Here is a 13,178-nt window from a genome sequence, read left to right on the forward strand (position 1 = left end):
CTTTTTTGCGTTGCCTCGCACAGGCGCCGTCCCGCCTCGCCGGTGCGTGATTTGACGTCCCGGACAGGGCGACTAAATTCTCCCTCATGAGCGCATCTCGCATCGGCACCGCCCTTCTGGCGCTGGCCCTGACATCGGCAGGCGCCATGGCGCAGGCCGTTCCGCCGCAGCGGCCGGGCTCGGTCGCGCCCTCCGACAAGATGGAAAACCCGGCCGCGCCGGAGGCTCCCGCGCCGCGCACGCCGGCGGCGACGCTCGACCGGCTGTTCCAGCGCCTCCATGACGCGAAAACGCCGGAAGAGGCGCAGGGCGTCGCCAACCTGATCCAGCGACGCTGGGCGCGCTCGGGCTCCGACACGGCGGACCTGCTGATGACGCGGGCGCAGGAGGCGCTCAAGGCCAAGCAGACGGATCTGGCGATCGAATTGCTCGACCGGGTCATCAGCCTGCAGCCGGACTGGGCCGAGGCCTGGAACCAGCGCGCCAACGCGCTCTACATCGCTGGCGACCCGATCCGCTCGCTGTTCGACATCGGCGAGACGCTGAAGCGCGAGCCGCGCCATTACGGCGCGATGATGGGGCTCGGCCTCATCCTGCGCCAGCAGGGCGACGACAAGGCGGCCATGGTCGCCTTCCGCCGGGCGCTGGATGTCTATCCGGAATTCGAGACGGTGAAGAAGGCCGTCGAGTCGCTCAAATTCGAGGTCGACGGGCGCGATACCTGAGCGCCCGGAAACCTCCCGTCATGCTCGGGCTTGACCCGAGCATCTCTCGCCGAAGCGGATTTCAGCGCTTTGTCGTCCCGAGATTCTCGGGTCTGCGCTTCGCTTCGCCCGAGAATGACGCTGAGCGATGGCCGGCTCACGCCTTCGCGACATGCTCCTGCGCGACGAAGGCGATGCGGACCATGTTGGTCGCGCCCGGCGTGCCGAAGGGAACGCCGGCGACGACGATCACCCGGTCGCCGATCTTGGCGTAATGCTCGCGCACCGCGAATTTGCAGGCGCGGAAGGCCATGTCGTCGGCGTCGCTGGCGTCCTTGGTGACGATGGCGTGGACACCCCAGACCAAGGTGAGGCGTCGCGCCGTGGCGCGGTTCGGCGTCAGGGCGATCACGGTCGAATTCGGGCGTTCGCGCGCAATGCGGAAGGCGGTGGAGCCGGACGAGGTCCAGGCGCAGATCGCCTTGAGGTTCAGCGTCTCGGCGATCTCGTGGGCCGCCTTGGCGATGGCGTCGGCGCCGGTGGCCTCCGGCTCGTTGCGCTGCGAATCGAGGATCGAGCGGTAGACCGCGTCGTTTTCGACCTCCTCGGCGATGCGGTTCATCATCGTCACCGCCTCGACCGGATACTGGCCGGCGGCGCTCTCGGCGGAGAGCATCACCGCGTCGGCGCCCTCGAAGACGGCGGTCGCGACGTCTGAGACCTCGGCGCGGGTCGGCACCGGGCTCGTGATCATGCTTTCGAGCATCTGGGTCGCGACCACGACCGGCTTGCCCTTGAGCCGGGCCATGCGGGTCAGCCGCTTCTGCGTGCCCGGCACCTTCTCCAGCGGCATCTCGACGCCGAGATCGCCGCGCGCGACCATGATGGCGTCGGAGGCGTCGATGATCTCCTCCATCCGCGCGACGGCCTGCGGCTTCTCGATCTTGGCGAGCGCCAGCGCCCGGCCGCGCACGATCTTGCGCAGCTCCGCCATGTCCTCCGGCCGCTGCACGAAGGAGAGCGCGATCCAGTCGACACCGACCTCGGCCGCGACCTCGGCGTCGGAGCGGTCCTTCTCCGTCAGCGCCGAAACCGGAATGACCGTGTCGGGCAGGCTGACGCCCTTGCGCGAGGAGAGCCGGCCGCCGATCAGCACCTTCGTCACGGCCTGCTCGGGCGTCGCCTGCTCGACGATGAGACGCAGCTTGCCGTCGTCGAGGATGAGATGGTGCCCGGGCTCGAGCGCGCTCAGGATTTCCGGATGGGGCAGGTAGACGCGGTTCACGTCGCCCGGAGCGGGGTCGGAATCGAGGATGAAGCGCGCGCCCTTCTCGAGCATGGCGCCGCCATCGCCGCCGAAGGAGCCGACGCGCAGCTTCGGCCCCTGCAGATCGGCGAGAATGCCGACCGGCCGGCGGAACTTCGCCTCCAGCCCGCGCAGCATCGCGACCTTGTCATGGAGCGTCTCGCGCTGGGTGTGGCTCATATTGATGCGGAAGACGTCGACGCCGGCCTCGAACAGCTTGGCGCACATCTCCTCGGTCGCGGAGGCGGGGCCCAGCGTGGCAATGATCTTGATCCGGCGTTCGCGCTTCATCGTCTTCCCCCGCGGCCGGCTCCAAGCCCGCCGCCATCTCTGTCGTTTCGTGCGGCCTGGTCCCGTTCGGCCCGGCCTCAGGGCCGGGGCGGGGCCCCGCCGGTGGTGTCGGTGAGCTGGATGGTCCAGCTCTTCTGCTCGCCCGTATCGACCTCGAAGAAACCGGCGCGATCATAGCCGCGCGCCAGGCAGTCCTCGATGCCGCGAATCGTGAATTCCTTGTTGCGCACGCACATGACGGATTTGCCCGTCCATTCGCCGCCCTTGTCGTAATCGACGGCGTGCACATAGTAATAACGCGCGGCCAGCGTGCCACGCAGCAGCGTCTCGCAGCCGCGCGGGCTGATGTTCCACCAGCCCTCGGTCGTCCAGCCCTGCGCGTCGCGATAGCCGATGGCGACGCCGATGCGGCTCGTGGTGGTGTTGCACATGCGCAGATCGGCCTTGGCCGGCAGCGCGCCCAGGAGCAGGAAGGCGGCGCCGACGGCCCATGCAAAGGCGGCCGTTCGAGGATGTCCGGGCATTCTCACGGTTCGATCAGGATCACGCGGCAGTCATTGACGTTCGTCAGGGTCGGTCCCGGCTGCAGCAAATCGCCGAGCGCTTCGAAGAAGCCGGTCGAATCGTTGTCGGCGAGGGATCGGGCAGGATCAAGGCCGATCGCGGCCGCGCGCGTCAATGTCTGGGGATCGATGACGGCGCCGGCCGGGTCGGTCGCCTCGCCGCCGCCGCCATCGGTGCCATCCGTATCGCCGGCGAGCGCGACGATGCCCGCCTCTCCGCCGAGCGCGATGGCGAGCGCCAGCGCATATTCCTGGCTCGGGCCGCCTCGGCCGGAGCCACGCAAGGTCACGGTCAATTCGCCGCCGGAGAGGATCGCGGCGCGCCGGCCCTCGGCCTTCAGGCGCCTGGCCATGTCGGCATGGGCGGCGGCGACCTCGCGGGCCTCGCCCTCCAGATCCGCGCCGAGATCGATCACCTCATAGCCGGCCGCCCCGGCGGCGGCGCGGGCAGCGCCGAGCGCATCGGCGGGGCGAGCGATGATGCGGAATTCGCTGTCGGCGAAGGCGGGGTGGCCGGGCTTCGGCGTCTCATTGGCGTCGTCGTCGATGAGGGCGCGGGCGGCCGGCGGCAGATCGAGCCCGTAGCGGGCGACGATGGCGCGGGCGTCCGCCATGGTGCTCGGATCGGGCACGGTGGGGCCCGAGGCGATGGCGGCAGGGTCGTCGCCGGGGACGTCGGAGATTGCGAGGGTCAGGAGCCGGGCCGGCGCGGCAGCGAGCGCGAGCCGGCCGCCCTTGATGCGCGAGAGCCGCTTGCGGACGATGTTCATCTCGCCGATCGGCGCGCCAGAGCGCAGCAGCGCCTTGGTCACGGCCCGCTTCTCGGCGAGCGTCAGCTGGCCGGCGGGCGCGACCCAATTGGCCGAGCCGCCGCCGGAAAGCAGGACGAGCACGAGGTCGTCGGCTGTCGCGGAGGCTGCGAGTTCGAGCGCGCGGCCGGCGCTGGCGACGCTGCCTTCGTCCGGCACCGGATGGCCGGCGGCCACCATCGGGATCAGCCGGGTCGGCGCGGTATAGCCGTGGCGGGCGACAGCGTGGCCGGTGAGACGCTCGGGCGGCAGGCCGGCCTCGAGGTAATGCGCCTCCGCCAGCGCCGTCATGCTGCCGGCGGCCTTGCCGGCGGCGAGCAGGATCAGGCGGCCCCGTTCCGGGGCGGGCGGCAGATGCTGCGGCAGGCAGCCCGAAGGATGCGCGCGCGCCACGGCGGCATCGTAGATCGTCCGCGCGGTCAGGCGCAGTTCGCTGATGTCGATCGATGATGGCCGCACGCCGCGCCTCGCCCCCGCGCCGCCCGTCGAGGGCGGTTGTTTATGGCCGAGTCTTAGGCCGGGCGCGCGCGCGCGTCATCTGCCTTTTGATGATGTAATCATACTTTTCAAGCGGCCGCGGCATCGGATCTGTTGAAGGACGCGCCGCTGCGAAGCGTTGCGGCTTGACGCCCGGACCCGTTCCGGGCGAACGCTGCCGGCCGAATTTTACGATCCCGGAAGGATATGACATGGACGATCCGGTTCAGGGCGATCAGCTCAAGAGCATCGTCGAGCGCATCGAGCGGCTCGAGGAAGAGAAGAAGACGATCGCCGACGACATCAAGGAGGTCTATGCCGAGGCCAAGGGCAACGGCTACGACGTCAAGGTGCTGCGCAAGGTCGTCGCGCTGCGCAAGCGCGACCTCGAGGAGCGCAAGGAGGAAGAGGCGATCCTCGACCTCTATCTCCAGGCGGTCGGCGAGACGGTCTGAGCCTCGACAGAGAATACTGAAACGCCGCTCGAGAGATCCCGAGCGGCGTTTGCTTTTCAAGCGGTTCGTTCAGGCGACGAAACGCAGCCCGGTCCGTCCGGCGCTGCCCGGTCGCGAGCGGGCCTCGTCAACGGTGGGTGCGGAACCGCAGCTCGTCGTCGATGAAGGTCTTCTCCGCAAAGCCGGCCTCATTGGAGCCGAAGGGCATCTGGGCCTTGAGCTCCCAGGAGGCCGGGATGTTCCATGTCTTGGCCACGTCGGCATCGACGAGCGGATGATAGTGCTGAAGGCTCGCGCCGATACCGGCGTCGGCAAGCGCCGTCCACACCGCCAACTGCGCCATGCCGGTCGAATGTTCGGACCAGATCGGGAAGTTGTGCGCGTAGAGCGGGAAATTGGCCTGGAGCGCCTTGACCGGCTCCTGATCCTCGTAGAACAGCACCGTCCCGGCGCCGCTGGCGAAGCTGTCGAGCTTCTTGCTCGTCGCCTGGAAATCAGCCGCCGGCACGACCGCACGAAGCGCCTCGCTGGCGATGTTCCAGAACTTGTCGCTTTCCTTGCCGAAAAGGACGACGGCGCGCGAGCTCTGCGAGTTGAAGCTGGAGGGGGACAGGCGGATCGCGTCCCTGATCAGGGCATCGACCTGCGTTTCGGAGATCGGCAGGTTCTTGCCGAGGGCATATTGCGTACGGCGCTTCTTAAGCTTGTCGAGCATGGCTTCCTCGTAGGTGAACGCGGATCACGCTGGCAGGCCGATGAGCCGGAATGGCTTTTCTCGGAACGCACCCTGGGGTGCCCTTCTGCGAAAGCGGGACCTGATGTTCGGTGGTGGAGAGGTAGCGGTTCACTTGCTGCACCGGAACACCCATAATAGGCACCAGACTGTTGCATCCGGAGGAACGCCCCATGGCGGAGCTCGACGATATCCGCAGCTTCATCGCCGTCGCCGAGACGGGCGGCTTCGGGCGCGCGGCCCAGATTCTCGGCCTGTCGAAATCCATCGTCAGCCGCCGCGTCAGCAAGCTGGAGGAGGAGCTCGGCACGCGCCTGCTCAGCCGCACGACGCGCGGAGTGAGCCCGACCGAGGCCGGCAACGAGTTCAAGGCCCGCAGCGAGCGCATCCTGGCGGAGCTGGAGGAGGCGCGCGAGGCGGTGGCGCAGCAGGCGGGCGGCGTCGCCGGCCGGTTGCGGCTCGCCATGCCGCTGACCTTCGGCAACCGCCATGTCGCGCCATTGCTGCGGGAGCTTGCGCTGAAATATCCCCGGCTCGAGATCGACGTGCATGCCAGCGATCAATATGTCGACCTGATCGGCGAGCGGTTCGATGCGGCGATCCGGGTCGGGACGCTGAAGGATTCGAGCCTGATCGCCCGGCGCATCGCGCCGGTTCACACTTCCGTTCTCGGCAGCCCCTCCTATTTCGCCCGCAAGGGCCGTCCCGCGACGCCGCACGATCTCGCCGAGCATGATTGCCTGCTCTACACCGGGACCGCCGAGCAGGAATGGACGTTCCGGATGGGCAAGCGCTGGGTTTCCGTCCGGCCGCCGGGCCGGTTGCGCTCGGATAGCGGCGAGACCTTGCTGGAATGGGCCGTGGCCGGGCTCGGCCTCGTCGTGCTGCCGAACTTCATCGCGTCGGACGCGATCCACTCGGGCGCGCTCAAGCACGCGCTGCTGGATTATCCGATGCCGACGCGCGGGCTCTATGTCGTGCGCCCGCCCGGCGCCTTCGTGCCGGGCAAGGTGCGCGTGCTGATCGACCTGCTCGTCGAGCGCTTCGGCGGCACGCCCTATTGGGACCCCTGCCAGATGGCGATGCAGGAGCGAGGCGTCTCCCGGGAGGCCCCGTGGGAAAGCGGCGAAGCGGTCGCCAGGGTTGCCGCCGCGCCGGAGCATCAGCCGGCGTGATCCCCGGCATCACGCGATTTCGCGTGGCTTTCGGCGCGGCTTCCGGCAGGCTCGCCTCGTTCCATGGGAGATCGCCTGATGCTGCTGGTCGGTATGCTCGACAGTCCTTATGTGCGCCGCGCCGCCATTATCGGCACGCTGCTCGACGTCGCCTTCGAGCATCGCTCGGTGTCGGTGTTCCGGCACATGGATGCGTTCCGCGCGATCAACCCGCTGATCAAGGCACCGAGCCTGGTCACCGAGGGCGGCGTGGTCATCAGCGAATCGCTGCTGATCATCCAGCATTTCGAGGATGTCGCCGGCCGCTCGCTCAGGCCGGTCGAGCCCGGCTCGCGCGAGCGCGACCTGTCGCTGACCGGGATCGGCATCGTCGCGGCCGACAAGGCCGTCGCGATCGAATATGAGCGCAAGCGGCCGGAGGCGCAGCGCTACGCGCCCTGGCAGGAGCGCATCGTCACGCAGCTCCACACCGCGCTCGATCTGCTCGACGCGGCCGCCCGCGACGGCGCCCTGACGGCAGGACCGGAGCTTCTGCCCAGCGACATCACCGCCGCCATCGCCTGGGGCTTCTGCCGCTTCGTGATCCCGGACTTCGCGCCGGAGGAGCGCTGGCCCCATCTCGCGAAGCAGGCCGCCGCCTGCGAGGCGCTGGACGTCTTCAAGGCCTGGCCAATCGACAGGGAGTGAGGGCGCGGCGTCACTCTCGGGCGACCGCAGGCGACCCGAGAGTCTCGGACCGAAGGAGGCTCCGGGACAAGCGCGTCCGGAGATGCTCGGGTCAAGCCCGAGCATGACGGTGAAACGGCGCTCAGTTCTGTACGAAATTCGTCGGCAGCGGGCGCACGGCCGGGCCGGTGAAGGCGCCGGGCTTGGCGTCGATCGGGTCGCCATGGCTGAAGCCGAGCGCCGCGGCGGGGCTTGGACCGGCGATCGGGGCGGCGGAGGGCGCCGCCGCGCGTGCACGCGCCGTCGCCACCGCGACCGGCTTGCCGGTGTTGCGGGCCGGCCGGACGACCGTGGCGAACAGCGAATCGAGACCCGAGCGGTCCATGCCGACCGGCTCTTCGGGATCGGCTGCGACCGGTACCGAGCGCTCCGTCGCAGTCACGTAGCTGACGCCGCCTTCGCGCGGGCGGACCGGCGGCAGGCTCGCGGTCACGAGCCTGCCCTCGATGGCGGGAGAGGCGGCGTTTCCGCCATCGGCCGGGCGCAGGGCGGCGAGCGCCGCATCGGCGAGGCCGGTCGGCCGGATCGGCGGCAAAGGCGCATTGGCCGGCGTCCCGGCGACGACGAGGCTCTCCGGGGCGGTCATCGCGTCCGGGCGGCGCGGCGGCAGTGAGGCGAGGACGAGCTTCTGCTCGGCGCCCGGGCCGGTCTGGGCGAAGGCGAGCGGGCCGGCGGCGCCGGGAAGCGATGCGACCTGCACCGCGGGCTCGTCAGGCGGTGCGCTCAACCCGCGCGGCCGGGCGAGCGGCAAGGGCGCGTCGATCAGTTGCGGACGATTCTGGGGGGCGGGCTGCGGCGGCGGGGCCGCGGCGGCGATCGCCGCACGAGCGGGTTCAGGCTGTGCCGGGGCTGCCTGCACCGGGGCCTGTTGCGGTGCGATGCGCTGCGAGCGTTCGCGCGTGAGCGCCTGCGCGGCCGGATTGGGCGCGGCGGCGACGGCGAAGCGGCCGCCATCGGCGGCATTGCTGTCGACATAGCCGGTATTGGCATAGGCCATGACGGCCGGCTGCTGGCGGGTGCCGCGGCGGCCACGCGCGGCGGGCCGGGCATCGGCCTCCTCGTCGTCACCGCCGAAGAGCGAGGCCCACAGGCTCTTGCCGCCGGAGGACTGGACGGCGCCCTCATCGGCATCGGCCACCGCATAGCCGCCGACCGAGCCGCCGCCCGACAGGATCTCGGCCCTGGCGAGCTCGTAGCCGGCGAGGGGCTGGCCGTCGGCCGGGATATGCACGGTCTTCTGGTCCGGGAAGAGCCGCACGAGCTGGTCGCGCGTCATGCGCGGCCAGGAGCGCACCGAGCCGACATCAAGATGGACGAAGGGGGTGTGGGCGTTCGGATAGAAGCCGACGCCGCCGCGCTGCAGCCGCATGCCGATCTCGCGAATGCGGGCCGTCGGCACGTCGGGCAGATAGAAGTCCATCGCCTTGCCGAGCATGTGCTGGCTGTGCTTGGCGACGGCGCGCGAGCGGCGGCGCAGCATGGCGTTGGTGTTGGGCGAGCGATAGGCGGAGACGACGTGGAAGGGCTGCTCGGAACCGAGCTGGCGCTGAACCTCCCAGACGACGTCGAACAGGCGCGGGTCCATCCGGATCGGCTCGTCGCTGCGCCAGTCGCGCAGGGCCCAGTTCAGCTTCTCGAGTGCGGAGGAAACGTAGCGACCATCCTGCTTGAAGGTGACGGTCGTCTCCTCCTTGGTATGCATGTGCAGGATGGTGATGGTGCGCGTGTCACCGTTGGCGACGGCGTTCTGCGTGCCGCGAATGCCGAGCAGGGATGCGGCGACTGCGAGGCAGACCATCGCGACGCGGCGGCGCGCTGGCTTCGAGCCGAAGCGCAACCAACCTGTAATCGTGGCGTCTGTCCTGCCCAATCTGTCTGACCCGTCTCGGTGCCCCCGCCGAAGCGGTATGGTGAACGTGAACGAACAGTTGCGGAGAAGCGTTAACGACCCGTTAGCAAGCCGCCCAGCGCCGCGCCAGGAATTTCTGGGAACGTTTGGCTAAAGACGGATCGTGGCGAAAAGGTGCCCAACCGGCGGCCGGGCCCCAATTCGGCCGGATTCTCCACAAACGGGAGTCGGTTCGATGATCTGCGCCCTCGTCCCGAGCGGCCGCGGCGCGGCTGCTCGCGACGGGCCCGAGAGATCCGGCGAGCCGTCAGCCCTGCTGCTCCAGCGCCTGCCGCACGAGACGGTGGAAGCCGTAGACGTCGTCGAAGCGGGTGATATGGCCGTCCGCGCCGATGACGATGGTGTTGTAGACGAGGTGGATCGGCAGCGGCTGCGGCAGGTTGATGCGGCGCTCACCCTTGCCGATCAGCTTCTTCAGGCGCTCGCTCGTCCATTCCGGCCCGAGCACCTGGTCGGCCAGCGCGAAGGGGTCGTCGACGCGCACGCAGCCATGGCTGAGGGCCCGCCGCTCGCCGGCGAAGAGCCGGCGGTTCGGCGTGTCGTGCAGATAGACCGCATGCTCGTTCGGGAACATGAATTTGATCCAGCCCAGCGCGTTGCGCTCGCCGGGCGGCTGGCGCACCGAGATGCCGCCGCCCTTGGTGCGGGTGACGACATAGCCGCGCTTGGCCGCATAGTCCGGATCGGCCGCCAGCCCCGGCAGGAACTCCTTCTTCAGGATCGAGGGCGGCACGTACCAGGACGGGTTGACGATGACGTGGTCCATCTTGTGCGAGAAGATCGGCGTCGCCGAATCCGGCTTGCCGATGATCGCGCGGGCCTCGTGGATCACCTGTCCGTCGCGGATGACGCGCACGCGCATCTCCGGCACGTTGACCATGATGTGCTTGGCGCCGAGATCCGGCGGCAGCCAGCGCCAGCGCTCCATCTGGGCGACAATGTCCTCCTCGCCCCTTGCCGTCGCGGGCTTGCCGAGTGCGGCGAGGGTGCGCTCGCTGAGGATGCCGTTGGCGGGCAGGCCGGCTTTCTTCTGGAAGTCGGCCAGGGCCAGCGAGGTCGAGCGGTCGAAGACCGAATCGTCGCTGGAGCCGAGGCCGAGGCGGGCGCGCACCAGCGGCACGCGCTCGTCGCGCATGCCGAGCTTGAGCGGCGGCCCGGCCGGGATGCGCACTAGCGGCGTGTCGTCGAGATGCTCGCGCAGTTCGGCGAGCTTGGCCTTGAGGCGGCGATATTGCTCGTGCGGCGGGTTGTAGGCGGCGAGCACCGCGCCGGCATCGGGAGCGCCGGCGAGCTCGGAGAGCACCTCCGTCGCCGAGGGCAGGTAGAGCGTCGGCGTGATCAGCTTGGAGAGGCGGCGCGGATCGAGGCGGCCGCCGCGCGCGTCGCGGGCATAGAGCACGGCGAGCGCCGAGAGCCGCACATCGGCCTCGGCGAGCTTGGCCTTGTCGCTCAGCTCGAAGACCGGAAGGGCGTAGTCGGTCGGGCGCAGGCCGTCATCGGCGGCGTGCTCGAGCTGGGCGACGATGCGCTTGCCGGCGGCGGTCCAGCCCTTGGCGTCGATCCAGAACGGCTTGTTCTCGTTCGCCTGATAGGCGGCGAGGATCTCGCCGCGCTCGCGCTCGCCGAGGCGGCGGACCGCGACGCCGTCATTGGCGCGCGCCGCGATATCGGCGGCGAAGGCGAGGCCCGGCGGCACGTCGACCACCACCTTCGGCATCTCGGGCGGCGGAACCAGTGACGGGATGGCTTCGAGCGGCCCGGCGGCCGGGGCGGCTGCGGGCGGCGCCACCGTCACCGAGGCCGTCACGGGCTTGTCCGGAGCCGGCAGGGCCGGGGCGGCCTGGACGGGCGCGGTCTCGGCGGGAGCAGGGGCGGGCGCCGGCTCGGAGGATTTCGAGGCCGGCACGAGCGCCGGGTCCAGCGCCGGCACCTCGACTTGCGGAATGTCGAGCGTGACCGGCTCGGTTTCCGTCTCGACGGGGGCCGTGGCATCGACCGAGGCGGCACCGCGCAAGGTTGCGCCGCTCTTCACGGTTCCGGTGACGATGTCGCTGTCGGAGGGGCGGTCCGTCGCCGTCTGGCCGGCAGGGGCCGGCTTCTCGGTGTCAAGCAGCTTGAGCTGGGGCGTCTCGGGCAGGGGCACGCCGGTCGCCGGATCGGTGGCGAGGGGGGCTTGGGCCGGAGGCGTTTGGGCAAGCACCGGAGCGCAGCTCAGCATGATGGCCAGGGCGGATGCCGAGGTCAGATTCGCCCAGTGGCGACGAGGCATAGTCGCTATCCCGATGAATGCCGGATCACGCCCATTCCTGCGTGACTCGGTTTGCTTCCACAAGATGCGGCGGCGCAACAGGCCGCCACTTTGATTCGTCGCGGCTCAGGCCGCGTCGGTTTCCTCAGGATGGCCGTCGCTCTCGATCAGCCCGTAATCCTTGAGCTTTCGGTAGAGCGTCGAGCGGCCGATGCCGAGCTTGCGCGAGACCTCGGACATGTGCCCGCGGTAATGCGCCAGCGCGAAAGTGATGATGTCGCGCTCGAGATCGTCGAGCTTGCGCATGTCGGAGCCGGAGACGAGCTCGAGCGAGTTCGGGTCGCGCACCGGCATGTGGATGATGCGGGGAGCGGCTTCGGCCTGCGCATCGGCCGGGCCGAGCTGGGCCGGCGCCGGCGGGATGCGGACGTCGTAACCATCCATCTGCGCCGCGATCTGCGGGAACTCGGCGACGCCGAGCTCGCCGCCATCGGCCAGGACGACGGCGCGGAACATGGCGTTCTCGAGCTGGCGGACATTGCCCGCCCAGTCATAGCTCGCGATCAGGGTCATCGCCTCGCTGGAGATGCCGCTGAGCTTCTTGCCCTCCTCGGCGGCGAAGCGGGCGAGGAAGCCGCGGGCAAGGTCGGGAATGTCCTCGCGGCGCTGGCGCAGCGGCGGCAGCGTGATCGGGAAGACGTTGAGGCGGTAGTAGAGATCCTCGCGGAACTCGCCGCGCTTCACCTGATCGAGCAGGCTCTTGTTGGTGGCGGAGATGACGCGGATGTCGACCCTGACCGACTTCTTGCCGCCGACGGGGTCGACCTCGCTCTCCTGGATGGCGCGCAGCAGCTTGACCTGGGCGTCGAGCGGCAATTCGCCGACCTCGTCGAGGAACAGCGTGCCGCCATTGGCCTCGACGAATTTGCCGAGATGGCGCTCGGTGGCACCGGTGAAGGCGCCCTTCTCATGGCCGAAGAGGATGGATTCGACGAGATTGTGCGGGATCGCCCCGCAATTGACCGTGACGAAGGGCTTGCCCTTGCGGTCGCTGGAGCCCTGGATGGCGCGGGCCAGCACCTCCTTGCCGACGCCGGATTCGCCCTCGATCAGGATCGGGATGTTCGATTTCGCCGCCCGTTCGGCCAGGCGCACGACGCGGGCCATGTCGGGGCTCTTGGTCGCGAGGTCGCGGAAGCCCAGCGTGTTGGAGGCGCGGCGCTTGATATGGCGCAATTCGTGTTCGAGGGCGCCGAGCTTCAGCGCGTTCTTGAGCGAAACCTGGAGGCGCTCGGCGCCGACGGGCTTGACCACGAAATCGACGGCGCCGGCGCGCATGGCCGTGACCACGGTCTCGATCGAGCCGTTCGCCGTCTGCACGATGACGGGCTTGTCGATCTCGCGTTCGCGCAGCGTGGCGAGCACGCCCATGCCGTCGAGGCCGGGCATGTTGAGGTCGAGCACGATCGCGTCGATCGCGTCGCCATCCGGGCCGGCGATCAGCGCGACGGCCGCCTCGCCATTCTCCGCAACCAGGACGCCGTAGCCGAAACGCTTGAGCATCGCGTCGAGCAGGCGGCGCTGGACGGGATCGTCGTCGACGACGAGAACGGTGGCGGTCATGACACCTCGAAAGACGGCGCAACAGGACGGAAAGGCTCGGCTCCGAAAGGAATCGCCTGTTCCGTTCTGGGGCATCGTCGGCCAGAAGAGTTAAGCGGAGTTTAAGCGCGCCGGCCGGGCCCGTCATCAGCGCTGCGGCAGAACGCCCGAGATTGATCC

Annotated in this window: 11 protein-coding genes; 4 read left to right on the plus strand and 7 right to left on the minus strand. The window is 69.4% G+C overall.

The genetic code is table 11. From position 1 onward, the window contains the following. Nucleotides 1-86 precede the first annotated feature (86 nt). On the plus strand, nt 87-725 hold the full coding sequence (locus tag GGC47_RS16935) for a tetratricopeptide repeat protein (protein ID WP_112764903.1): 639 nt from the start codon (nt 87-89) through the stop codon (nt 723-725). Between the two features lie 136 nt (nt 726-861). Here GGC47_RS16935 and pyk read toward each other — a convergent pair whose 3' ends face one another. The 3 genes from pyk to GGC47_RS16950 all read right to left on the minus strand — a co-directional run bounded on the left by pyk (nt 862) and on the right by GGC47_RS16950 (nt 4,132). Then, entirely contained in the window at nt 862-2,301 is a 1,440-nt protein-coding gene (pyk, locus tag GGC47_RS16940; RefSeq protein WP_113251925.1) for a pyruvate kinase, read from the minus strand. Between the two features lie 77 nt (nt 2,302-2,378). Next, nucleotides 2,379-2,825 carry a DUF1036 domain-containing protein gene (locus tag GGC47_RS16945; RefSeq protein WP_038363021.1) on the minus strand — a complete coding sequence of 149 codons (447 nt, stop codon included), beginning with the start codon at nt 2,823-2,825 and terminating at the stop codon, nt 2,379-2,381. A 2-nt stretch (nt 2,826-2,827) separates the two neighbouring features. Next, complete coding sequence (locus GGC47_RS16950) at nt 2,828-4,132, minus strand: glycerate kinase type-2 family protein (RefSeq protein ID WP_142023043.1); 1,305 nt, start codon at nt 4,130-4,132, stop codon at nt 2,828-2,830. Nucleotides 4,133-4,362: 230 nt separating this feature from the next. On the opposite strand from GGC47_RS16950, the gene GGC47_RS16955 reads away from it, so the two are divergent. Further along, on the plus strand, nt 4,363-4,605 hold the full coding sequence (locus GGC47_RS16955; protein ID WP_038363023.1) for a DUF2312 domain-containing protein: 243 nt from the start codon (nt 4,363-4,365) through the stop codon (nt 4,603-4,605). Nucleotides 4,606-4,732: 127 nt separating this feature from the next. On the opposite strand, the gene GGC47_RS16960 is transcribed toward GGC47_RS16955, so the two are convergent. Further along, nucleotides 4,733-5,320 carry a nitroreductase family protein gene (locus tag GGC47_RS16960; RefSeq protein ID WP_038363026.1) on the minus strand — a complete coding sequence of 196 codons (588 nt, stop codon included), beginning with the start codon at nt 5,318-5,320 and terminating at the stop codon, nt 4,733-4,735. A gap of 191 nt (nt 5,321-5,511) precedes the next feature. Between GGC47_RS16960 and GGC47_RS16965 the strand changes: the two genes are divergently transcribed. Next, on the plus strand, nt 5,512-6,513 hold the full coding sequence (locus GGC47_RS16965) for a LysR family transcriptional regulator (RefSeq protein ID WP_112764901.1): 1,002 nt from the start codon (nt 5,512-5,514) through the stop codon (nt 6,511-6,513). Between the two features lie 78 nt (nt 6,514-6,591). Continuing rightward, on the plus strand, nt 6,592-7,200 hold the full coding sequence (locus tag GGC47_RS16970) for a glutathione S-transferase family protein (RefSeq protein WP_185748036.1): 609 nt from the start codon (nt 6,592-6,594) through the stop codon (nt 7,198-7,200). 121 nt (nt 7,201-7,321) lie between these two features. Here GGC47_RS16970 and GGC47_RS16975 read toward each other — a convergent pair whose 3' ends face one another. From GGC47_RS16975 to GGC47_RS16985, 3 genes are all read right to left on the minus strand, one after another. Next, nucleotides 7,322-9,076: a peptidoglycan L,D-endopeptidase MepK gene (locus tag GGC47_RS16975; protein ID WP_429068550.1), complete on the minus strand. Its 1,755-nt coding sequence runs from the start codon at nt 9,074-9,076 to the stop codon at nt 7,322-7,324. Between the two features lie 319 nt (nt 9,077-9,395). Beyond that, entirely contained in the window at nt 9,396-11,417 is a 2,022-nt protein-coding gene (locus GGC47_RS16980) for a L,D-transpeptidase family protein (RefSeq protein ID WP_142023045.1), read from the minus strand. A gap of 105 nt (nt 11,418-11,522) precedes the next feature. After that, nucleotides 11,523-13,019 carry a sigma-54-dependent transcriptional regulator gene (locus GGC47_RS16985; protein ID WP_038363032.1) on the minus strand — a complete coding sequence of 499 codons (1,497 nt, stop codon included), beginning with the start codon at nt 13,017-13,019 and terminating at the stop codon, nt 11,523-11,525. Nucleotides 13,020-13,178 lie beyond the last annotated feature (159 nt).

The sequence above is a fragment of the Allobosea sp. OAE752 genome, from assembly GCF_050433265.1.
Lineage (GTDB): Bacteria > Pseudomonadota > Alphaproteobacteria > Rhizobiales > Beijerinckiaceae > Allobosea > Allobosea spartocytisi.